This is a genomic window from Bradyrhizobium zhanjiangense (assembly GCF_004114935.1).
GTDB classification, from domain to species: Bacteria; Pseudomonadota; Alphaproteobacteria; order Rhizobiales; family Xanthobacteraceae; genus Bradyrhizobium; species Bradyrhizobium zhanjiangense.
In genome coordinates, this window is the sequence record NZ_CP022221.1 from 2649148 (window position 1) to 2672046 (window position 22899).

At 60.6% G+C, this 22899-nt stretch carries 7 protein-coding genes and 14 pseudogenes; 9 read left to right on the forward strand and 12 right to left on the reverse strand.

Annotated features, from left to right (window positions below; translation table 11 throughout):
- Positions 1-155: 155 nt before the first annotated feature.
- Both XH85_RS12495 and XH85_RS12500 read left to right on the forward strand, forming a co-directional pair.
- Positions 156-383 (forward strand): annotated as a pseudogene (locus tag XH85_RS12495) (transposase); the annotation flags it as partial.
- A 250-nt stretch (positions 384-633) separates the two neighbouring features.
- Positions 634-1287, forward strand: a pseudogene (locus tag XH85_RS12500) (IS256 family transposase); the annotation flags it as partial.
- Between the two features lie 79 nt (positions 1288-1366).
- On the opposite strand, the gene XH85_RS12505 reads toward XH85_RS12500, so the two are convergent.
- Positions 1367-2728 (reverse strand): transposase, encoded by a 1362-nt coding sequence (locus XH85_RS12505; protein WP_128932066.1) that lies wholly within the window; start codon positions 2726-2728, stop codon positions 1367-1369.
- A gap of 72 nt (positions 2729-2800) precedes the next feature.
- Between XH85_RS12505 and XH85_RS12510 the strand changes: the two are divergent.
- A pseudogene (locus tag XH85_RS12510) lies at positions 2801-3061 on the forward strand (transposase); the annotation flags it as partial.
- A gap of 299 nt (positions 3062-3360) precedes the next feature.
- On the opposite strand, the pseudogene XH85_RS12515 reads toward XH85_RS12510, so the two are convergent.
- Positions 3361-4576 (reverse strand): annotated as a pseudogene (locus XH85_RS12515) (IS110 family RNA-guided transposase).
- A gap of 283 nt (positions 4577-4859) precedes the next feature.
- On the opposite strand from XH85_RS12515, the pseudogene XH85_RS12520 reads away from it, so the two are divergent.
- Both XH85_RS12520 and XH85_RS12525 read left to right on the forward strand, forming a co-directional pair.
- A pseudogene (locus XH85_RS12520) lies at positions 4860-5619 on the forward strand (IS5 family transposase).
- Between the two features lie 58 nt (positions 5620-5677).
- Positions 5678-5882 (forward strand): annotated as a pseudogene (locus XH85_RS12525) (transposase); the annotation flags it as partial.
- Positions 5883-5957: 75 nt separating this feature from the next.
- Here XH85_RS12525 and XH85_RS12530 read toward each other — a convergent pair.
- The 4 genes and pseudogenes from XH85_RS12530 to XH85_RS12545 all read right to left on the reverse strand — a co-directional run bounded on the left by XH85_RS12530 (position 5958) and on the right by XH85_RS12545 (position 9053).
- Positions 5958-6197, reverse strand: coding sequence for a hypothetical protein (locus tag XH85_RS12530; protein WP_208758113.1), 240 nt, complete (start codon positions 6195-6197; stop codon positions 5958-5960).
- 34 nt (positions 6198-6231) lie between these two features.
- Positions 6232-6333: pseudogene (locus tag XH85_RS12535) on the reverse strand (transposase domain-containing protein); the annotation flags it as partial.
- Positions 6334-6357: 24 nt separating this feature from the next.
- A pseudogene (locus XH85_RS12540) lies at positions 6358-7546 on the reverse strand (IS3 family transposase).
- A 694-nt stretch (positions 7547-8240) separates the two neighbouring features.
- Entirely contained in the window at positions 8241-9053 is an 813-nt protein-coding gene (locus tag XH85_RS12545; RefSeq protein ID WP_128932068.1) for a class I SAM-dependent methyltransferase, read from the reverse strand.
- A 1382-nt stretch (positions 9054-10435) separates the two neighbouring features.
- On the opposite strand from XH85_RS12545, the gene XH85_RS12550 reads away from it, so the two are divergent.
- From XH85_RS12550 to XH85_RS12560, 3 genes and pseudogenes are all read left to right on the forward strand, one after another.
- Positions 10436-11296 carry a tyrosine-type recombinase/integrase gene (locus XH85_RS12550; protein WP_164940742.1) on the forward strand — a complete coding sequence of 287 codons (861 nt, stop codon included), beginning with the start codon at positions 10436-10438 and terminating at the stop codon, positions 11294-11296.
- A gap of 9 nt (positions 11297-11305) precedes the next feature.
- Positions 11306-12499 carry an IS91 family transposase gene (locus XH85_RS12555; RefSeq protein WP_128931969.1) on the forward strand — a complete coding sequence of 398 codons (1194 nt, stop codon included), beginning with the start codon at positions 11306-11308 and terminating at the stop codon, positions 12497-12499.
- 584 nt (positions 12500-13083) lie between these two features.
- A pseudogene (locus XH85_RS12560) lies at positions 13084-14108 on the forward strand (IS110 family RNA-guided transposase).
- Positions 14109-14441: 333 nt separating this feature from the next.
- On the opposite strand, the pseudogene istB reads toward XH85_RS12560, so the two are convergent.
- From istB to XH85_RS12580, 5 genes and pseudogenes are all read right to left on the reverse strand, one after another.
- Positions 14442-15165, reverse strand: a pseudogene (gene istB, locus XH85_RS12565) (IS21-like element helper ATPase IstB).
- Positions 15166-15168: 3 nt separating this feature from the next.
- Positions 15169-16602, reverse strand: a pseudogene (gene istA, locus XH85_RS12570) (IS21 family transposase).
- A 167-nt stretch (positions 16603-16769) separates the two neighbouring features.
- Positions 16770-17192 carry a 3-hydroxyacyl-CoA dehydrogenase family protein gene (locus XH85_RS46490; RefSeq protein WP_245474237.1) on the reverse strand — a complete coding sequence of 141 codons (423 nt, stop codon included), beginning with the start codon at positions 17190-17192 and terminating at the stop codon, positions 16770-16772.
- A pseudogene (locus XH85_RS47925) lies at positions 17144-17697 on the reverse strand (3-hydroxyacyl-CoA dehydrogenase NAD-binding domain-containing protein). Before XH85_RS47925 ends, XH85_RS46490 begins: the two are co-directional and overlap by 49 nt.
- Positions 17595-18566 (reverse strand): annotated as a pseudogene (locus XH85_RS12580) (beta-keto acid cleavage family enzyme); the annotation flags it as partial. The pseudogenes XH85_RS12580 and XH85_RS47925, both read right to left, overlap by 103 nt.
- 1992 nt (positions 18567-20558) lie before the next feature.
- On the opposite strand from XH85_RS12580, the gene XH85_RS12585 reads away from it, so the two are divergent.
- Positions 20559-21416, forward strand: coding sequence for an enoyl-CoA hydratase/isomerase family protein (locus tag XH85_RS12585; protein WP_128932069.1), 858 nt, complete (start codon positions 20559-20561; stop codon positions 21414-21416).
- Positions 21417-22279: 863 nt separating this feature from the next.
- Here XH85_RS12585 and XH85_RS12590 read toward each other — a convergent pair.
- Positions 22280-22832 (reverse strand): annotated as a pseudogene (locus tag XH85_RS12590) (IS5 family transposase); the annotation flags it as partial.
- Positions 22833-22899 lie beyond the last annotated feature (67 nt).

Consider the following 22899-nt stretch of genomic DNA (forward strand, 5'->3'; position numbering starts at 1 on the left):
AGGGTCCCAAGGAGTGGTGTAGCTGATTAGCAAAGCCGCTCGCGACGCGCGCTCCGCAATAGCGCCGTAGCGAGCGAGCGGCTTTGCGGGTGGTCACCGATGATTCGTCGGTAAGGTTTGGATTGCGACAACCAACCTGATTCGAGGAACCACCGATGACCGACGACATGATGAACCTGCGCGCGCTCGTGGAGAAGACCCCTGATGCAGATCTGTTGCGCGAGATGATCGGCTTTGCCGCCCACCGGCTGATGGAGCTGGAGGTCGAGGGCCTGACGGGAGCCGTTTACGGCGAGAAGAGCCAGGAGCGCCAGGTCCAGCGCAACGGCTACCGCGACCGGAGCTGGGAGACGCGGGCCGGCACGGTCGAACTGCGCATTCCCATTGTCTCTGGAAGGCAGTAACCCCAACTTGCACTTCGCGTTGGAAGCACGTTTCCAACCGGATCTGAGAGCTGATTAGCAAAGCCGCTCGCGACGCGCGCTCCGCAATAGCGCCGTAGCGAGCGAGCGGCTTTGCGGGTGGTCACCGATGATTCGTCGGTAAGGTTTGGATTGCGACAATCAACCTGATTCGAGGAACCACCGATGACCGACGACATGATGAACCTGCGCGCGCTCGTGGAGAAGACCGCTGATGGAGCTGGAGGTCGAGGGCCTGACGGGAGCCGCTTACGGCGAGAAGAGCCAGGAGCGCCAGGTCCAGCGCAACGGCTACCGCGACCGGAGCTGGGAGACGCGGGCCGGCACGGTCGAACTGCGCATTCCCAAGCTGCGCAGGGACTCCTACTTCCCGGGCTTCCTCGAGCCGCGGCGAATGCCCGAGAAGGCGCTCACCGCGGTGGTGCAAGAGGCCTATGTCCAGGGCGTCTCCACCCACTCGGTTGACGACCTGGTGCAGGCCATGGGCATGACCGGCATCTCCAAGAGCCAGGTGTCGCGGCTGTGCGGTGAGATCGACGACAAAGTGAAGGCCTTCCTGCAGCGACCGATCGAGGGGGATTGGCCCTATCTGTGGATCGACGCCACCTATGTGAAAGTGCGCCAGAACGGGCGCATCGTCTCGGTCGCGGTGATCATCGCGGTCGGCGTCAACAGCGACGGCCGGCGCGAGGTGCTCGGCATGGATATCGGCCCGTCCGAGGCCGAGACGTTCTGGACCGCGTTCCTGCGCAAGCTCGCCCGCCGCGGCCTGCGCGGGGTCAAGCTCGTCGTCTCCGACGCCCATGAGGGCATCAAGGCCACGGTCGGCAAGGTGCTCAACGCCACCTGGCAGCGCTGCCGTGTGGGGTCGTTGAAGAAGTGGCCAATAGATTTCGCGCGATGCAGCGACCGGCCCCGTCGTGACGCTCGCATCAAAACCCGCGCTACGGGGCGATCTGAAGCCGCAAGCGCACTGTGAGGACAATCCAAGGCAGAATAAGCGCAAGGAGAGCGGCTGCCAGCCGCTTCAGATTGATGGCGGCGGCCGTCAGGTAGGCCTGGATCTTCATATTCGGTAGACCGCGCCGTATGGCGCGCGCTAGTCCGTGCCAGGATTTGGCTTCGCCGTGGAAGCCCTCTGAGCGCCAGCGATGGCGTTGATAGAGCCGTCGATCCTGCTTACTCCATCGCTCGCGGCGGCGGCGGGCGCGGAGCAGTGCCGGATAATCGTCACCGACAACGACCGCTTTGTTAACCCGCCCTTTGGATAGGCAATCGCCCTTGAGCGGACACCGGGCGCAATCCTTCGCCTTCGAGTAAAAGAAACGGCCGTGCTTGATGGGCCGCGCGGGGCGCAAGATACGTCCTCGCGGGCACTTCAAGATGTCGTTCTTGGCGTCGTATCGGAAGCGTCTGAGCGGTACGCGACTCTTGATTGGTTCGGCTTTAGCTGGGATCAGGGCATCGATGCCGCGCCGCTCGAGCGCGCCGTAGACTTTAGCGTAGGCATAGCCCGCGTCGGCGGTGACCACCTTGATGTCGATGCCCGCAATCGCTTCAACCTCATCGACTTGCGGCTCGATCATCTCCCCTTCGTTAATTTGTCCAGTCGTGACCGCGACGTCCAGAATAACGCCGACTTTGTCATCGACGGCAGTGTGCTGCTTGTAAGCGGGCTCCAGCCGCCGGTTTCGGGCATTGGTGGCCATTGTCGCATCGGGATCGGTGGTGCAGATCTTCTTGTACTTGCCGCTTTGCCGGCCTTTCCTCTCAGCCTCGCTTTCATCTTCGCTTTGATTCTCGCTCAGCACATCCACCACATGCTGCTCGGTGAGGCTGTCCCAACTCACGTTGGCGCGGATCAGCGACGCATCGATGTGAACCACTTCGGCTGTTGCGATCTTGGCCTTCAGGCAGGCCTCGACCGTGCGTTTAAAGATCCTACGGAATCGCTCTTCGCCCCAGCGCTGGCGGATGCGCGTCAGGCTGGAATGGTGCGGTAGCTGCTCGTGCAGGCCATAACCAGCAAACCAGCGAATGGCGATGTTGACCTGAGCCTCACGCATCAGCTTGCGATCGTGTACGATGCCGGTGAGCAGACCCGCGAGCATCAGGCGTACCGCGGCTTCTGGATCGATGCCTGGCCGACCGTCGTTCGTGCAATAGCAGTCGGAGACCTCTTCCCTTAGCCAAGATAGGTCGAGCACACGATCGACCCGCGCCAGCACGTGCTCATCTGGGACGAGCTGTTTGAGCGAGCCAGTGATGAAGAGCTCCAATTGATCCCGCTCCTTGCGCCCCAGCATCTCGTTTGCTCCGCCGATCGCGAATCGCCGACGAAAAAGGAATCAGCCAATTGCAGCTTTTTCAACGACCCCCGTGTCCACTTCATGCGCAACGCGCTGGCGCATGCCGGCAAGAGCTGACGGCGCGTCGTCTCCGCCTTCATCGCCACCGCCTTCGCCCAGGACGATGCGGAGGCGGCGCGGGCGCAATGGCGGCGCGTCGCCGACCAACTCCGCCCCAAACTGCCGAAGCTCGCTGCCTTCCTCGACGAGGCCGAGACCGACGTGCTCGCCTACATGAGCTTCCCGACCGCGCACAGGGCCAAGCTGCACTCGACGGATGAGATGGACAAGCGATTTTTTATGACCGCGCCGCGATGACGATTGCGGGAATCGCGTCCATTCTTTGGTTCGGCCGCGCCGCGGGCCATTCTTCCGTCCCGGCCACCGATCTCGCAGCCGCCGCGCGCAGGGTCGGTCAAGGCTGGCCGCATTTGCGGCCAGCCTTGACCGGCCCGAGCACGGCGGCATGCTGGTGTGGAACGGGACTGCATTCCTGGCTGGCACTTGCCGTCACCGGCGGTTATGGTTGTCGAGCGCGGGCGACCTCGTGGCGAAGCGTGACGCGTCGGCTGCAAGCGTTACCGGACTGCCTATTTTGTCCTGCCGAACTGAGGCGCCCGCGCGCCGGGTTTTGGCCGCCGCGGTTTCCATTGCGACACCAATCGTTCGTAGCTTCGCTCCGCCTGGGCGGCAATCAACATCTCACGGTCGCGCAGCGCCTTGATGTTGTAGGCATAGGCTGGTCCGCGCCGGCTGCCCTTCTGTTGCGGATGTCCAGCTTGAAGTTGCATCGCGCGGGTCTTGTTGGCGACCAGTGCCGGGCGCGCCCACAGGTAATCCTCGCCCTTCGTCAGCAAATGCCAGCAGAGCACCGTGAGCTTGCGAGCCACGGCCACCGCGGCGACCTGATGGCCACGCCGGGCGCGGATCCGCACGAAAAAAGCACAGTGGACCGGGCGCCTTGGCCGCGGCCCAGGCCGCCTCGACCAGCATGGCGCGCGCGTGACTGCGGCCGATCTTGCTGATGCGACCGTGATGGGCGGCTCCCAGTCCCGACTGCCGCACCCGCGGGTTCAGCTCGAAATAGCTCACCAGCTTCTGCGGGCTGTTGAATCGGCTGATGTCGCCGATCGCCGCCATGATGCCGGCGGCAACCGCCAGGTTCACGCCGGTGATGGTCATCAATCTGTTGGCCGCGGGATCATCGATTGCGACCTGCGCGATCTCGCGGTCGAGCAGAGCCAGGTCTTCCGCCAGCCGGTCAAGCTCACGGACGTGCCGATCGATGGCCGCGTACTCATCGTCCGGCAGCTGTTGGGCGGCCAACCACGCCCGGCCGCGGGCGTTGAAAAGATCGGCATGTGGGCACTTCGGGATCAAGTGCGCGTGCAGGATCGAATGCACCTCGTTCTTGAGCCGCGTGCGATGCCGCACGAGCTGGTAGCGCCGCGCCACCAGCCTGCGCTTGCGTTCGGTCGCCGCATCAGGCGTCCAGATTTGCGGCAGGTATCCCGCCGCCTGCAGACTGGCGAGCGTGCCGGCATCGATATTGTCGGTCTTGACGTGCGCCTGGGCGATCGCCTTCACCTGCAATGGATTGGCGATAATCACCCGCGCCACGAATGGCGCCAGCACTCGCGAGACTGCCATGCTGTTGCCGGTCGCTTCGACCACCACCTCATCACTGGCCAGCAGGGTCTTGCCAAATCCCTCCATCGCAGTCCGCGTCATATCGATGCGGCCCGCATGTCGAAGCCTGCCGCTCTCCCAAAACACCACCTCCCCGAAGGGACGGTGGACATCAATGCCAATTCCCCGTCGCATTCGCACCTCCTGCCAGACATATGACGGGAGCTGCGGGCGACACGACAACTATGGATTCGCGCTCACAGCGCAACCGGGCGAGTCGCAGAGGCGGCCAGCTACTAACTCGAGCTCTCGGCTCATCGAATAACATCGGCCTGCCCGCACTTCGTGCTCCCGGTGCCTCTGTCCCGATGGTCGCACCATACGCCACGATCTAGGGTCTGTACCTAATTAGCGAACTTTGATTCCCTCGCACCGAGTTGATTCGGTGCGGGGGTCTTGGATGCGCAAAGGGCTGTTTTGGCTCAACGACGAGCAATGGGCTCAGATAAGGCCACATCTGCCAACGAACCAGACCGGCCCGGCGCGCGATGATGATCGACGTATCATCAGCGGCATCATTCACATGCTTCAATGCGGTGCGCGCTGGCGCGATTGCCCGCCCGATTATGGCCCGTACACGACGATCTACAATCGTTTCAATCGCTGGGCTAAGCGCGGACATTGGCAGGCGATCTTTGAAGCGCTCGCCCGCTGTGGCAAGGACAGCGTGACTTTGTCCATCGACTCCACCACGATCAAAGCGCATCGCTCGGCGAGCGGCGGAAAAGGGGGAGCATGAACAGGCGATCGGCCGCTCGCGCGGTGGGCGGACCACGAAAATCCACGCGCTGAGCGACCCTGATTGCAGACCTTGCGCATTTCATCTCACTCCGGGGCAAGCCGCAGATATTGCCGCAGGACCGGCCCTTTTGAAGCTCGCGCCGCCCATGTCTAGCCTTATCGGGGACAAAGGCTACGACGGCGACGGCTTTCGCGCCGAAATCGTCGATCGCGGCGCGAAGCCCGTCATTCCAAACAAATCCAACAGGGTGGTCCTCCACAGCTTCAGCAAACGTGCCTACAAAGGACGCAATGTCATCGAGCGCTGTTTCTGCCGGCTCAAGGATTTCAGGCGTGTCGCTACTCGGTATGACAAACTCGCCAGGAACTTCTTAGCCGCCGTCCACCTCGCCGCCATCGTCGCCTATTGGATCAATTGAGTCTGAACCCTAGAACACCGCAGCGGGAACGTTGACACCGAGACATCTCATACCGGTTACCAATCCGCTCGAACGGGTCAATGGCGAGATCAAGCGCCGAACCGACGTGGTCGGCATCTTTCCCAATGAGGACGCCATTCGGCGCCATCCTGCTCGAGCAGAACGACGAGTGGGCGGTCCAGCGCGGCCGCTACATGACACTGGAAACGATCGCCCCGTTAAGCGATGATCCCGCCGTCAGCTTCCCGGCAATCGCCAGCTGACCGATCCGGCCCATGCCGGCGAAGGTGGTGACCCGCACTCAGCTACACTGTATCCATTCGGCGTAGGCCGCAGGGCTACCGCTTGAGCAGTCCAGGGTTCTCTTTGTAGGACCTGATCAGCTCGATGAGGTTTTCGATTCCGAAGTCGGTGAACGCCTGGACGCCGTCTTCTCCGACGCCATAGACCCAGATGACGCCGTCCTCGATTTCCATTTCGTTGGCGATGTCCCAGAGCCAATCTTCGTCTTCGCCGAGGTCTTTCGCGACCTGGGTGATGGTGGTGACGTGATGGACCTTGTTGACGTGCATGGTCATGCCGCTCGAGCGGAGATCGCTGATGCTGGCGTCTCCAGGGCAGAAGTTCGTTCAGCCGATGAGCCGGATGGGCGGCGATGCGGGCGAGGATGTCGGTGAGCCAGGCCTGCGGGTCGATGCCGTTCATTTTCGCGGTTTATGCTGACCTTGCCCCCAAGTTTTATCCATTCCTGAGTTCGCCCCGGTCGTTGGATTTGCCCATTTGGGCGGTGGTAGCGACGGGAGCTGGCGCGGAGCCCTCAGCATAGCGCAGCGCCAGATCCCGTCGCGGGTTGCAGGTGATGGCGAACTCGGACGGCGTCCTCCATCCGAGCTGTGAGTGTGGTCGTGTGTCGTTGTAATCCGCGCGCCAGCATCCGAGCGCGACGCGGGCCTGGGCCAGCGAGGTGAACAACGTCTCGTTCAACAATTCATCCCGCAGCCGGCCGTTGAAGCTCTCGATGAAGGCGTTCTGCATGGGCTTGCCTGGCGCGATGTAGTGCCAAGCGACGCGGCTCTGATCGGCCCACGTCAGAATGGCGTTGCTGGTGAGTTCGGTGCCGTTGTCGCTAACCACCGTCTTGGTCTTGACCGCGCTCGGTGATCAGGCGGTCCAGTTCCCGCGACACCCGGGCGCCCGAGAGCGAGGTATCGGCCACCAGCGCCAGACACTCGCGGGTGCAATCGTCGACCACGGTCAGAATGCGGAAGCGACGGCCGTCGGTGAGCTGATCCGACACGAAGTCGAGCGACCAACGATCGTTGGGGCCATCGGCGCCATCATCGGTGCCCTGGTCCCAATTGCCCGCTTGCGGCCACCACGGCGGCGTACCGCGAGCCTCTCTTCCGGTAGAGCCGGAAGAGCTTCTTATGGTTGACCAGATAACCCTCCCGCTTGAGCAGCACGTGCAGGCGGCGGTAACCGAAACGGCGACGTTCCTGGGCGATCGCCCTCATGCGCTGGCGAAGGCCGGCATCATCTGCGCGGGTCGCCTTGTATCTCATCGTCATGCGGCAGCAGCCGATGGCTTTACACGCCCGCCGTTCGCTCATTCCGTAGACGTCCACGAGATGGGCGACAGCTTTCCGCTTGGCAGCGGGCATCACCATTTCTTTCCCAGGAGATCTTTCAAGGCCGCATTGTCCAGCATGGCGTCGGCCAAGAGCCGCTTCAGTCGTGTGTTCTCGTCCTCCAGGGTCTTCAGCCGCTTGGCCTCCGACACCTCCATCCCGCCGAATTTTGCCTTCCATTTGTAGATGCTGGCGTCACTGACGCCATGCTTGCGGCACAGATCGGCGACCGAAACGCCAGCTTCGTGCTCCTTCAAAATCCCGATGATCTGCTCTTCCGTAAAGCGACTGCGCTTCATGCTCTGGTCCTTATGTGGGCCAGAGCGAACTTCAAACTGGATTAAGCCCGTGGGGCAAGGTCAGACTCGACAGCGTTGCGTAAGGGAACAAACAGCTTCGGTTGCACCGGAGCCGAGACCTGAGGAGGCACACATGAAGCACCGGAGCCGCGGGCGTTTTATGCAAGCGACATCGTTCGCTACCGCGGCCGGCGTCCTGCCGAGCCTGGCAAGCCGTTGTCGGCGGCAGCGGGCGAGCTAAGACTGAATATGCCGGCGAGCAATGATGCCGTTATGAACGCCTTCGTGAAACCGTTTGCGGCTGAGACCGGAACCAACGTAACGCCTTCTTATCAGGACCTTAGAGCGGCGCAAGTCTGACGAAACGGTAACGATCGATAGCATTCTCACAAGCCAGTCCCGCGCATTTGGTGTGGTTGCGGACGGCTATCTCGAGAAGATCAACCATTGCAGACTACTGCAAGCATCGCTTCAGAATCGGGAGCTACATCTACTCTCTCATATGGCTCACAACACCAAGGAAAGTTCCAGCCGACCAGCACCCGTCCCACCAACTGGGCTGAGTTCTGGGACATTTCCCAGTTTCCCGATACCCGCGCTTTTTCTCGCCTAGATCACCTTTCGAGTTCAGCTCGTCCCCAGCTTGATCGTTTTCGTGGCCGTTAGTCCAGGAGCAAGGAGTGGGAGAAGTATATCACACGATCGCGTAAGTGAGACGCTCCACTCGATTGGATGGTCTATATCCAAGCAGTGTCCAGAAGTAACCTCGTTCCACAAACGAACCAGACGGCGAATACGACAGTAACAAGCGACGAACACGGGTAGTAAATTCGTCATGGCGTTCTCCCAGATTAACGGGTGCACCCAAGGACGTTGCGTGGACCCAGCCAATAAGCTCATCGGTATTCCAGTGGTGCTCGTAGTCGTGACGAAGCTCTGTAATTTCGCTGAACTCGGAATAACGAAGGACTTCTCGGATGGGGGTCGTCTGCACTGGCCGTCCAGGCCAACTTCCTCCCCAGAACTCAATTAGCTCTCTCCACATTGCACTCTTCCATTCTCCAGGTTCGGAGCGCTCTACCTTGGGGAAGATGATCGCTACGCAAGCACTTGGTTTAAGTATTTTGCTCAACTTTGCTAACACCGTCTCTCGATCCATCCAGTGGAAGGCGCCTGCAATGGTTGCGATGTCAAATGATGAAGTTAGTCCGTTTAGGTCTTCAGACCTCGATACTAGAAAATCGATATTCTTGATTCCTGCTGCTCCCGCGATCCGCTTCCCTTCTTGGACCATTTCGTCACTTGCGTCGACAAAAAGTACGTCCGCGACCGAACGCGCCAAGGGAATAGCGATCTGTCCCGTACCGGCGCCAAGATCGAGTGCACGACTGCTGGTGGTTAACCCGCAAACCCTGACCAAGGATCTGATTAAGTCTTCTGGATAGGCTTTCCAGTGGCGGGCATAGTAGGGCGCGGCACCACGAAATGCTTCACTCGCTACAATCATCTTGCCTCCTTTTGATCTGGTCTACTTTATTCATTGCTAGCTCAGAGGGAGCCACCGTTAAGCCTCGGAGGACGCGAACTTGAGGAGCTCGGTCGCCACGCAATGTGGCGGTGTTAGTAGCGCATTTCAATGATCAGGGCTGATAGTTGACGAGCGCCCCTGCCACTGAATGTTTATCAGCAGCGCTCAGAGTCTCGGTCTTTGTAGGCCAAAGTGACGTGGATGCAGCAAAGGGCGGTCGAGGGGGGCGCGGTTGCGCAGCTCATCGTCCGCTGCGGTGAATTGGGCTGGCATAGCCGCGGCAATCATGCATCTCAGTGACGAGTGAGGCCGCCGCATATTGTAGTTAGCGATGTTGGTGCGGGGCGTCATCCAGATCGAAAACACGGTCTGATCGAGCATTTCATGGCCTATCCGGCTCATTAAGACTCTTGATCAAACCCTTCGGCCTCTGCTTTCCCAGCGTGATAAACAGCCCATCTATGTTCGTGTCCTCGATCCAGGTAAGCTGGCATCCCAGATGAGCTCGGGCCACGGTCGGACGCGAGGTCAGCACTGGTTTGCCGCGTCGCGCGACGATTGCTGTCAATTCGCGTGCCACGCGCCGATAGTTCTTCATACGGATGAACCAGGCGTGTGTCCTGCGGGCGCGGTTGATACCGCGCACTGCACCTCCGCGACTTTCCTGTCTTTGAGGCCCGCCTGTTAGTCCTGCCTTCCGTACGTGAGCTGACTGCTGATGGCCTCTAACACGACAGATTGGCGGAAGAGAACTGCCCATAACCCAAGCGCGCCTGAAAAGTTGGCAACCTAGCAGGACTTGGAGGATTTAGGTGAATATGGGCGATTTGTACGAGAAGCATTTGCCTAGGGGAAGACACCTTCAGCAATCGCGGCCGCTATCCTTTCTCCCCTCTCAACCGGCTCTCGGCAGAATAGCCGTTGAACTTGGCCGGCGGCAGTTCGATGATGCCGATAGCCAAGCTAGGGACATCTCGCTTAGCTTTTGCAATTGGCCGCCAGCTTTGAAGGATTTGACTTCGGCGGGCCTGGGCAATAACTGGTCGACTGGCTCGGATGTCCCTTGACGATCCTCAGTCCGGCAGTCGCGCCGCTCGCCGGCGCTGGCTTCCCCATCGAATGGAGCAGACCCGGTAGCTTGCCGAAGAGCTGTAGCAACTGTTCTCCGTCGCGCGTTCGCTACCGTCTACCCAGTTGGGCGGTAGCTAGTTCCGATGATCTCGCCCGGATGTACCGATTTGATCTCGCCCAGGATTGAACGAACCCGCTACGCGGGAGTGGGGGCAAGCCTGGTGAACTGAGGTGTCCTGTCTGAGAGGATGTTGGTCTTCGCACCACCCCTCTCAAGACAGGAGACCCAGATGGCTACCATGAGCCCTCTTCGGCAGCGCATGATCGAGGACATGACGGTCCGCAATCTGTCGCCGTCGACTCAACAATCCTATATCTATGCGATCGCAAAGTTTAGCCGCCATTTCGGCTACGCCCCGGACCGGTTGAGTTTCGAGCAGGTCCGCGCCTATCAACTGCATCTCATCGGCCAAAAGCGTTCGTGGTCCCACATCAATCAGGTGGCCTGCGCGCTGCGGTTCTTCTACGGCGTCACACTCGGGCAGACGGAGGCATTCGAGCGGATCATCGGTGGCCAGAAGCCTGACAAGCTCCCGCTCGTGCTTAGTGCCGAAGAGATCGAGCGCTTCCTGGACGCGGTTACAGGGGTGCGCAATCGCGTCGTGCTGGCGACGGCTTATGCGGCTGGCTTACGGGCTAGTGAAGTCGTCCGCCTGAAGGTGAGCTCGATCGACAGCAAACGAATGTTGATCCACATCGAGAACGGCAAGGGCGGCAGGGATCGTTACGCGATGCTTTCTCCGCGACTGCTGGAGATTCTGCGCACGTACTGGATGCGAGCCCGACCGGGGCTATGGCTATTTCCAGGCCAAGACCCCAGTGAACATGTCAGCGTCCGCTGCGTCCAGGCGGCCTGCCGCGCCGCCCGCCGCCGCGCTCGGCTTGCCAAGCCGATTACTGTCCATACGCTCCGGCACTCGTTTGCGACCCATCTCCTGGAAAGCGGGATCGACATTCGCATCATTCAAGTTCTGCTCGGACATGCCGAGCTGGGATCGACCGCGCGCTACGCTCAGGTCGCGACCAATCTGCTCGCCCGCACGACCAGCCCATTCGATGGACTCTCCGTCAGGGTGATCCCACCCGACTGAGCTGCGCATATGCGCCCCGTGCTCGAGGTGGCGGACATCCTCCGCCGCCACGGCGGCGCGTTCCGTGCCGCGCAGGGTCCTCGGCTGTCCTCCGATCAGCGCCGTGCGATGGCGGCCATCGAGGCGTGTCGCACAGCGACGCTCGGCGGCCACGTCGAGCGGTGCGACGACTGCGGCCTGGTCCGCGTCGCCTATAACAGCTGTCGCGATCGGCACTGTCCAAAGTGCCAAGCGCTCGCGCGCGCCCAATGGCTCGTCGAGCGCCAGGCCGACCTGCTGCCGGTCCCCTATTTCCATGTCGTCTTCACCGTGCCGGCGCCCGTGGCCGCCATCGCGCTGCAGAACAAGGCGGTGGTCTACGACATCCTGCTCAAGGCAGCAGCCGAGACGATCCGTCTCATCAGCGCCGACCCGAAGCATCTCGGTGCCGAGACCGGGATGATCGCCATTCTCCATACCTGGGGCCAGACCCTGACGCATCATCCACATGCCCATTGCCTCGTGCCAGGCGGCGGGATCGCCCCTGATGGAAGCTGGGTTCATTGTCGCCCCGGCTTCTTCCTTCCCGTTCGCGTCCTGTCACGATTGTATCGTCGGCTATTCCTGGAGCGCCTGCAGGCGGCGTTCGATGGCACCAAGCTCCAATTCTTCGGCCATCTCGCGCACCTCGTCGAGCCAGCGGCATTCGCCAGCCATCTAAACGCCCTCCGCAAGGTCGAGTGGGTCGTCTACGCCAAGCGTCCCTTCGGCGGACCAGAACAGGTTCTGGCCTATCTTGGGCGCTACACCCATCGCGTTGCGATCGCCAACGGCCGGCTCCTTAGCTGTGACCAGGGCCACGTCCGCTTCCGGTGGAAGGATTATCGCGCTGGCAACAAATCCAAAGTGATGACACTCGACACTGAGGAGTTCCTTCGTCGCTTTCTGCTCCACATATTGCCGAAGGGGTTCCGCCGCATCCGTCATTTTGGTTTCCTGGCGAACGCCTGCCGCGCCGCCAAACTCGCGCGCATCCGAGCGGCGCTTGACGCGCCGCAGCCACCTCCGCCTGCCGAAGCTGTCAACTATCGTGAGCGCTGCGCCATCCTCCTTGGTCACCGCCTCGACTTGTGCCCCATCTGCGGAGGCCGCATGGTCGAGATTGGACCTGTGCCGCGTGCGCCAGCGCAGCGACGCGCAGCACCTCGCTGCGATACATCATGACCGACGACCTCGACTTGTCCGCTCCCACTGCACGCGCTGCCCTGCCGACGTTCTCCGTCGGAACGATCAAGCACGCTCACAACGCCCGCCGAACGGGCGATAGTCAGCCGCCTGGGCTTGACGCGCCGTTCGACGCTATCGACGGCGGCATCCTTTGCTGCCAACATCAGCGACAATCTGCGGCCACACTCGCTCGCGGGCCCGACATCGGGTCAATCGCGCCTACCGGCGCCTAGATCGAACCCCCATAGGTCCGCGCTCACAAGACGCGGCTTCGTTCAATCCAGCTTCAAATAGGTCCCGCGCTGGACTTGCGGCGAGATCTGTGACGCGGGACCTATTTGAACCCTCCAGTATTCCGAGATGATCTCGCCCAGCATTCCGATTTGATGTCGCCCGGGGCGCGAGGCGTTCTGGTTGAGTCTGGTTTCTGGCATCGGCCACGCCGCTTGGTCAATCTTGAATCGCGGCTCAACGGGGAGGTTTTTCTGTTGCTCCTGCTGTGATGGGGTGGACGCCCCTCGACGGCATCGATGTGCCAAAGTGAAGGGTGTTGAACAGCCATCACGAGAGAGGAAGCGTCCGTGAACGAAGTTAGCACGATTGGACTAGATTTAGCGAAGTATGTCTTTCAGGCCCACGGAGCCGATGCCGCCGGCAAGGTCGTTTTTCGCAAACAGCTGCGCCGGAATAAGCTGCTGGCATTCTTTGCCGAGCAGCCGGCTTGCCTCGTGGCGATCGAAGCCTGCTCGGGCGCGCATTAGTGGGCTCGTGAGATTGGCAAGCTCGGCCATGAAGTGCGGCTGATCCCACCGGCTTACGTGAAGCCCTTCGTGAAGCGGCAGAAGAACGACATGGCCGATGCAGAGGCGATCTGTGAAGCGGCGCAGAGGCCGACCATGCGTTTCGTTCCCGTCAAGAGCGAAGAGCAGCAAGCGAGCGCGGTGGTGTTTCGGACCCGCGACCTGCTGATCCGGCAGCGGACCCAGGCGATCAATGCTTTGCGTGGTCATCTCGCCGAATACGGGGTGATTGTGGCAAAGGGCACGGCCTATGTCGCAGAGCTTGTCGAGCGCGCAATGGATCCAAAAACCGACGTCCCCGAAGCGGCACGGTTCGTACTCGAGATATTGATCAAGACGATGGTGACGCTGGAAATGCAGATCAAGAAACTCGACAGCGAGATCACCCGTCGCGCCCGAAAAGAAAAAGATGCCCGCCGTTTGATGACAATCCCAGGCGTGGGACCAATGACGGCGACGGCTTTGCTTGCCCTTGCGCCTGCCGCCGGAAGCTTCCGGTGCGGACGCGACTTCGCAGCATGGCTGGGGTTGACCCCGTTGCAGCGCTCCACGGGCGGCAAACAGAAACTGGGTGCGACGTCGAAAATGGGGGAGCGAACGTTGCGACGGTTACTTATCATCGGCGCAACTGCGGTCGTGCAGCAGGCACGCCGGCGAGGCGCTTCACCGTCATCGTGGCTCGGGCGCATGATTGCCCGCAAGCCACTATGCTGGTAGCCACCGCTCTTGCCAACAAGATGGCCCGCGTCGTCTGGGCTTTGATGGCCAACGGTGGGGTCTATAAAGCTCCGGCTGTGGCGGCATAGCCGTCCGGTCAGAGGTCGTCGAGATGTAGGAAGGTCAAACGGAAGGTATGGCGCAACAGTCGAGAGACGAGGTTGGGAGAACCAGTACATGCCCAAGTGCTACCAAGCACGCCGCTGTGATTTGGACCTGATCCGCGAACTCCCATACGGGCCCGCGACAAATGACGGTCGCATTAAAGGCCGGACAGATGTCAGCACCCGACTACAGCGCAGCGCTTGACGAAAGATTCTTCTTGCATCCCTGGGGGCGTCCACAGATGGGCATGTAGGCAACGCTCTTGCGCTGTCAAGCGTAGCGGCATGTCCACAGTGCCACAGGCTCAGGCCTTTCGGTCAGGTTTGCGGTTCGCGCATGCTTTCGCCGTCGAGATCGATCCGGTGGGCGTTATGGACCAGGCGGTCGAGGACGGCGTCAGCGTAGGTGGGATCGCCGAACAGCGCGTGCCATTGATCGACCGTGAGCTGACTGGTGACGAGGGTGGAACGTCGACCGTAGCGATCGTCCAGAATTTCCAGGAGATCGTGGCGGGCGGCGGCATCGAGCGGGGCGAGGCCCCAATCATCCAGGATGAGCAAATCGACGCGGCCAAGGGCGCGCAGCAGGCGCGGATGACAGCCGTCGCCGCGTGCGAGCGCCAGGTCGTCGAACAGGCGCGGGACGCGCTCGTAGAGCACAGAACGATTGTCTCGGCAGGCCTTGTGGCCGAGCGCGGAGGCAATCCAGCTCTTGCCGACGGCGGCCGGTCTGCAGATCAAGAGGTCGACGTGGTCGTCGATCCAGCGGCCCTCGACGAGGCTGGCGAACAGCGGTCGATCGAGGCCGCGCGGGGTTCGGGAATCGACGTCCTCGACACACGCCTGCTGGCGCAGCTTGGCGTGACGCAGGCGGGTGGCGAGCCGCTTGTCGTGGCGCAGCGAAGCTTCGCGTTCGAGCAGCAGCGAGCCATTCGGCGTGGCCGAGGCTATTGGCCTCGCCGATGGCTTCGATGTCGACGAAGGCCTTGGCCATGAGCGCGTTGAGCCGGTCGAAGGTCGGGAGGGGTGAGCAAGGGATCATCTCCTAATTGTAGTAGCGCGGCCCGCCGATGTTGGCATGCAGGATCGGCAGGTCGTCCGCGGAACGCTGGGGAGCAGGACGCCGATCGAGGTTGTTGGCGAGGATCGACTTGATCGAGCCATAGTACCAAGACAGGCGCGAAGTCCCTTTGGGCGTGCGAGCGCTCATCGACGATGAGGTCGCACAACGCGCTGGTCGCCGGGCCGATGGCGGCGGCGTCCTGGCGGATGCGCGCGATGGTCCAGCCGGCATAGCGGCGATGGCTGGAGGCCAAGTGCTCCGGCACGGTGGTGTGCCGATGATTGCCGCTCATGCGCTGATGCACGGCGATCCGCTCGCCCTTGTGGAAGATCTCGGCGGTGCGGGCGGTGAGCCGCACCTCGACCTCGGCGCGCGCGAAGCGATGCGGGACGCTGTAGTAATGCTTCTTCACCTCGATGTGGTAGTCGATGCTGACGCGGCGGATCCGCTACTCGGCGAGCACGTAGGGGCTTTCCGGCAAGGGATTGAGCGCCGGCCGGTCGACCTCCTCGAGCAGCTTGCGACGGGTCACGCCAGCCGCCGGATCGGCCGCTCCTCGTTGAGCTGCGTGAGCAGCTCGCCCATCGCCGCGTTGACCTCGGCGAGACTGTGGAAGGTGCGATGGCGCAGGCGGCCGAGCAGCGAGCGCTCGAGGACGAGCACGGCCTGCTCGACCTTGGCCTTGTCGCGCGGCTTCCTCGGCCGCGCCGGCAAGACGGAGGTGCCGTAATGCGCCGCCATCTCCGCATAGGTGCGATTGATCTGCGGGTCGTAGAGGCACGCCTTGACGACCGCGACCTTGGTGTTGTCAGGCAGTGCCGGCAGGCCGCCGATCGCCGCAAGCGCGCGGGCATGGGCGCTGATCCAGTCGCCGAGCGACTGCGTCCATGTCGCCTGGGCGTAGGTGAAGTTCGACGCACCGAGCACGGCAACGAAGATCTGCGCCGAGCGTCGCTCGCCAGTGAGGCGGTCGACCACCACCGGCACGCCCTCGCTGGCCTAGTCGACGAACAGCTTGTCGCCGGCCGCATGCGACTGGCGCATCGTCACCGACAGCCGGCCTTCCCAGGCGCGGTAGAGCTCGCAGCACGCGAATAGCGATACCCGCCGGGCTCGCTTGCGATGTACTCCTCCCGCAGGATCGACAGCCTCACGTGCTTGTCGCCGCAGGTGCACCGCAGGCGGGCTCGGCAAGAGGCGGATGCCCGTGCGGGCTGCCGGTGCCGGGCTTGGCGAACAGCCGCGCTTCCAGGACCTCGTCCGTTACACCCTCTCGCAACGGCGAGGTCAGGCCCGCGGCCTCGAACTGTCGAATCGTCAGCCTCACTTTGAAGGGAGCCGCCCAAGCCGCCGCGCAATATCGCGGGTCGGCATCCCAGCCGAGTTCAATCTGATCACTTCGCGCACCTGGCGCACCGCAAGCTTCTCCGTCGGCATCCAGGTCCCCCTTCGCAAAGCCGAAAGGCGGCACCGTATGGGGGCCAGAAGAGGCCTCGTCACCCCCGGCGACATCATCCGGAATGGTGGGCGAGATCATCTCGGAATGGTGGGCGAAATCGAGCGGAATCAGCAGGCGGTATCTTTCATCGAGTCAGCGCGAGAGCGGAGCCCCTGTTCCCAGCGCAACACCGTCTTGCCTGCGCCGTACCCTTGTGAACGCAATGCGTGCAGCAGGGCCACCAACAAGTCGTCGCGCTTCTGTTCGGCAGGGACTCCAGGGGGGCAGATTTTACTAGCGCGTCTGCCCGCGCCTCCGCCTTGTCTAGGAATTGGCGGTTGATGTCAGGCTTGTCGGTCAGCCTCGACAAAGGCCACTTGAACTCCCATTGCTCAATGCTTTGGCGCACGCGCTTTCCGCCCCCGGCTATGCGGTAGGAGCCCATAGCCGCTCGGCGCAGGCCCCAGGAGTAGCGGACCGCGTCATCGATCTCCTGCAGCGTGGCCACATCGTCGTGTACTAACCATAGCGACTCGCGCGAGATTGCTTCCTGCAGCCGGTTTGCAATAAACCATCCACTTCTTTGCGCACCACCAGCGGATGCATCCCGATAGCGCGATAGATGTCTTCCGCACGCTCCAACGCCTCGGGCGCGGTGCGCTCTCCAGCGCAAAAGGGCAAAAGGTATACAGGCTCGAACGGGTGCGCGACGAGAAAGTACTCGGGGTGATCCATCTTGGCTGGAGCAGAGACGGCCGAAGTCCCGATCTCGAGGAGCAGATCAGAGTCCCAGGCGCCGCCGCACGGCTGGCCGACGCGAGCAGCTCTTTGAGATCTAGGCGCTCCAGCGCGGACTCCTGGACGTGCTCCACACCCCGTACCGTTTCCGCGACCGAATCGACCACTGTAAACGATCCTTCCGGGGGCAGCGGGAGCACCGTCAGCCGCCGATATGCTCGTCGGGCGTTGGCTAGCATTCCCTCCACGCGCTCGACCACACCGGGCGACGGTCCATGCAGCCGAACGTCGACTCCGTTGAGAATGAAACGCGCCGCCCATCCGCAACCGATGATACCGCTCCCGAGGAGCCCGACTGCGCGTGGCAGCTTCTCAAGTATAACCTTTGAACTCTCAGACATGAGCTTTGGCTTTGATTTTGACCTGTCAGCTTGAGGTTTTCGCGCATTTCATCCGGAGTTAGCACTCGCACCCCGATGCGCTCGAGGATTTCTACCGCCCGCTGCACGAGCTCGCTGTTGCTTGCCAGGCGCCCGCGGGAGAGGTACAGGTTGTCCTCTAATCCCACTCGCACGTTCGCGCCGATCATCGGCGCTACGGCCGCATATGGAAGCTGCATCGGTCCGGTCGAAAAGGCAGAATAGACAACGCGCGGCGGAAGCTGGTGCACCAACGCCAAATGCGTCGTTAGGTCGTCCGGAGCGCCATAGCCGACGCCCATGCAGAGCTGGATCAGCGGTACGTCATCAATCAGCCCATCTTTGATTAACTCGTTCGCAATCTTCAGGTGACCTGTATCGAATACCTCAAGTTCAGGTTTTACCCTAAGCTCCCGCAAACGCGCCGCCATCGCACGCAGCGTCCCGATGGTGTTAATCATGGCGCCGTCACTGGTGCCTTTGGTGCTCATCGACCCGCAATCTAATGTGCAGATCTCTGGGCGCAGCTGTTCGACGTGGACTAGCCGCTCAAGTGCGCCCAGCATGTCCGTCTCGGAGGACAGCGGCAACGGAGAGTTCGCGCTACCAAGTACCATGGAGCAGCCCTCTCCGGTGGTAAGGTTAATGACCGGCCTCACATCGGATGCCCAGATGAGCTGCACAACTTGCCGGTACAGCGCGGGATCCAAAACCCCCTGCTGTGTCTTTAGATCACGCACGTGAAGGTGCACCGCCGCCGCTCCCGCGCTTGCCGCCTCGATCGCCGAGGCAGCAAATCTGCTCCGGGGTTACTGGGACGTTCTTCTGCCTAGGCGCGCCCCGTCCCCTGTGATCGCACAAGTGATGAATACTTCAGAAATCATCCTGTCTTCTCCTCACCAGAAGTTACGAGCCTTAAGCCTGGCCAACCGAGTGATAAGTCCTTTGTTTAGGAGGCTGACCGGGTTCCGATCGTAAACAGCGTCGGCGTGTTGATTAGGTTCAATCGAGCGAGTCGCACTGAAACTCCTGGCGCGCAGTCTGCGGCAGTACTCATCTTAGCAATCGGCGTGCCGTTCGCGAAATGCCATGTACAGCTCAACTGAAGATAGAAAACAGATGAAGCTAAAGGGCCGGTGACACAATGATACAGCAGCTCGTCGGGTTGTGCACAGCGCAGTAGCTAACCGGACACATCTGACCTGAAGAAATGCTGATGTGATGTAGGTCGACAATCGTGCCGAGCTCGAGGGCTTAATATCACTGGAGCGTCCCACTTCTTGCACTCCTGCCGATGGCCTAGCGGTGGGCGCAATAGTGACGCACATCTTTACATCGCCAAAAATCCCTACAGCGACAGGCCTTGGCGGCCTATTCCCCGTTTCAATTTGAGACGAGACTAGCAACATATTTCTGGGACTGCCTACGAAGCTTTTCATGATTATGAGCTGGTTTCGATATGTCCCTTCTTTTCGGTCGTGGCCTGGGCGTGAGTTTATTGTCGCGTAGTGGCCATTGGAAGATCATTACGAGGGCTGTGCTTGCGGGCCGCCAAGATACCGCGCGTTGCTCATGGGATTGCCGCACGCTTTGACGGCAACATCAAGAAGCGCTGCACGAACCGCTAATTGTCACAGTCAAGGCTGATGGTTATGAGGCTGTCATTGAAGGACATCGCGGCACGTGAAAGGTACAAATCAGTTGCCGAAGGTCATTGGGGGGCAGAGTCAAGCCATCCAAGACCGCAACCCAACCAATTGGTCATCCAAATCCGCATCCTACATTCTCGGCAACCAGCTTAGGGCGGTCGTTCTCTTTCACCCTTCAAAGACTTGCAGTCCCCTCACACGATTGTTGGTCGGCATGTCAAGCAACGCTTTCTCCTTCGGCGACGTATCCTGACCTTCGGTACGAGAAGGGGCGGCGCTGCCAGGAATGGGCGGATGTGCAGGAGCTCAGTGCGATGGCCGAACCTGAGCTCGAACCGCCGAGGAGTCGCAGCCTAACAGCTGAAAGCCGGAGGGCGACCGCGCGGCGATCATCGCTCTAGAGTAAATACTAGCCGGCACTCGAGATCTTGAATAAGGATCAGATTGTGCATTTTGGGCTGCGGTGCGCTGCTCCGTCTTAAGCATTTCTACAAACTTGCGGGTACCTGTATCAGCGGCCGGAATACCCGCATTCCCATCCTGGGTGGCACGCCTTTTGCTCTTCAGGGCAGCAACACGAACTGAAGGAGGGGCGCGTGCATTCGAACTCTCAACACGACAGATACTCCACCATCCGCAAGCCCGTTGCCTATTTCCAAGAGAGAGCTAGCGCGCGGCGAACAGCCGGGCAATGTTTCGCTATTGGGGAAGACAAAGGTGACGTTGCAATCTGCGCCATAGATCTTCGGCGCTTTAAACCGGAGCAGATGCTCGCAGGACCGCAGAAGAAGTCTTGTCCGTGGTTTGAGGCGCTGCTCTCCTGGAACGCGGCGCGACGCAATTCCGCGCAGCTCGTGGACAGGCGGCAATCTGCGCTTTTCGGATGAGTTATTGCGATAGAGGCCCTCACAGTGCTCTTCTTCATGAAGCGCTCGCGCGTCGGATGAAGGGGCCGGGTGGACGATAAGCCAATTCGTTGTGCCCAGGCGCATGGAAGCCTATTTCCAGAACGCAGCGGTGCGCAGCTTGAACTTGCAGACTACATGCCAGCGTTCGATTGCATCGTCAATCGTTCCGAATTTATGAAGTGGTCGGTACGGTGCCGCCAATGAGCTAGAGGAGCGTCTTATGACGTACAGCACTATTCTTTACCAAGTGGACGACCGCGTTGCGCGAATTACTCTGAACCGTCCAAAAAAAATGAATGCGATCTCGCTCAAGCTCTGCGCCGAGTTCCAGCATGCGCTGGAGGTCGCCGATCGCGATCCGGAAGTGCGTGTTGTCGTGGTTACAGGAGCCGGGGGGCGTGCATTTGCCGCTGGTTTTGACTTAACCGATGAAGATGAGAAAGGTCTCGAGGAGCGAACCTTAGAAGATAAGAAGGAGCGCAAGGATCGTGATTTCAAGTTCAATTATTCTCCATTCAATTGCTCTAAGCCGGTGATCGCGATGATTAACGGCTATTGCCTAGGGGGAGCCTTAGAGTTCATAACAATGTTTGATATTCGCTACTGCTCCGATGATGCTTGCTTTGCGGTCACTGAAACACGCTTTGCTGTCGGCATCCTGACACTGGGCATGCCGTGGGTAATCGGCCAACGTTGTCGCGAGCTGATTTTCACAGGAGACACGTTCGGCGCTATGGAGGCGTATCGATTAGGCCTGGTGAGCCGTGTCTTCCCGAAGGAGCGGCTCGACGAAGAAGTCATGCGCATAGCAAAACGTATTTCGCGTGTTGCAATGCCTACATTAAAGTGGAACAAAAGGGCGCTCAATAATACACTTCTCGCTGCAGGCTTCGACTCCGCTCTGCGGCAAGGGGCCGACGCTTGTTTGCTCATGAACAACTCGGAATCCGAATTCAGACGCTTTCACGAGGTCCTTCGGTATCAAGGCGTTAAGGCCGCGATCAAGTGGCAACAATCGACTTTTCAGCCGTTCGAGTCGGACAGCTCGCACGCTGAATCCCCCTCGCTAAACGGGTGACAGAGGCAGGCTTAGATTGGAAAAATCAGCCCGCTGGCGGCGGCCATGAGGACGGCGTTCGTGCGCATACCTTGATCGTGCCAGAGAAAGTTGGTCAGCGCCAGAAAAGAGCCATTGATCGCACTCAAGCGCGTCCTGGGGTTCGATGGCTGAGACGCTAAGCAACTCTCGTTAGACTCGTTGGTGTTACCCGTGGCTACTGCCTGATGAGAAAACCCAAAGCTTTGTTCGGCTGACTCATTATCGCTACGAGAGTGTTCGATGTCAGAAGCTCCATCATATTGCCGACGAGTGCTTCAATATCTGCGTTGACCCGTTTTAAGCGTGCGAATTGCATTGCTGCGCTTACCTGCGACGAACTGACTACTATTGGGGTGCGCCGGCACCATGTCGCGCAGCTGCTGGACAAAGGAGGCGTCGGTCGAGATTGTGAAGCTACGGATACGATAGGCTCCAGACCGAAGGGGGCGAGCAGGTGATGAACCGTACCTTTCGCGACTCCAGTTTCTTTGGTGATGGCGCACGCTGCAAGGGATTGTGCCCCTAAACTTGCGAGCGAGCGTCTTGTTGATCGGTTCGGCCACAGGTTGACCATCAACCGTGCAGGGCCTGCCGGTACGCTCCTTTCGAGAGATCTTTACTGCGATTTTCGGTGAAGCGATTGCGCCATTTGCCGATTGTATGGGGAGCGACACCAAGTCGCGCTCGATTCCTACGTCGTTGGCTCGCGCAGGCCAGCACGATTTTCGCTCGCAGTAATCAGCGCTGCAGGCATAGATAGTTCGCCAGTGAGTATTTCGCTCAATCAGGATACACCAAGACCCCTGCTACGAACTTGCGAGACAGAACACTAGGGCTCGGACTCAATTGATCCAATAGGCAACGATGGCGGCGAGATGGACGGCAGCCAAGAAGTTCCTGGCTAGTTTGTCGTAGCGAGTTGCGACACGCCTGAAATCCTTGAGGCGGCAGAAACAGCGCTCGATGACGTTGCGCCCCTTGTAGGCGCGTTTGCTGAAGCTGTGGAGAGTGACCCTGTTGGATTTGTTTGGATGACGGGCTTGGCACCACGATCGACGATTTCGGCTCGAAAGCCGTCGCCGTCGTACCCTTTGTCGCCAATGAGGGCAGACATGGGTGGCGCGAGTTCCAAAAGGGTTGGCGCTGCGGCAATATCAGCGTCCTGGCCTGGAGTGAGATGAAATGCGCAAGGTCTGCAGTCAGGGTCGCTCAGCGCGTGAATTTTCGTGGTCCGCCCGCCGCGCGAGCGGCCGATCGCTTGTTCATGCTCCCCCCTTTTCCGCCGCTCGCCGAGCGATGCGCTTTGATCGTGGTGGAGTCGATGGACAAAGTCACGCCGTCTTTGCCGCAGCGGGCGAGCGCTTCAAAGATCGCCCGCCAATGTCCGCCCTTGGCGTGCGCCGTGAGAAGGCGGCGCTTTCCAGTGGGTGCAAGTCCCACCCGGCGAAACGCTCCAGTCGGA

Excerpts from the sequence above, each read along its gene's own strand:
- XH85_RS12505 (WP_128932066.1), bottom strand. The coding sequence starts at position 2,728 with ATGCTGGGGCGCAAGGAGCGGGATCAATTGGAGCTCTTCATCACTGGC.
- XH85_RS12530 (WP_208758113.1), bottom strand. The coding sequence starts at position 6,197 with ATGACCATGCACGTCAACAAGGTCCATCACGTCACCACCATCACCCAG.
- XH85_RS12545 (WP_128932068.1), bottom strand. The coding sequence starts at position 9,053 with ATGATTGTAGCGAGTGAAGCATTTCGTGGTGCCGCGCCCTACTATGCC.
- XH85_RS12550 (WP_164940742.1), top strand. The coding sequence starts at position 10,436 with ATGGCTACCATGAGCCCTCTTCGGCAGCGCATGATCGAGGACATGACG.
- XH85_RS12555 (WP_128931969.1), top strand. The coding sequence starts at position 11,306 with ATGCGCCCCGTGCTCGAGGTGGCGGACATCCTCCGCCGCCACGGCGGC.
- XH85_RS12585 (WP_128932069.1), top strand. The coding sequence starts at position 20,559 with ATGACGTACAGCACTATTCTTTACCAAGTGGACGACCGCGTTGCGCGA.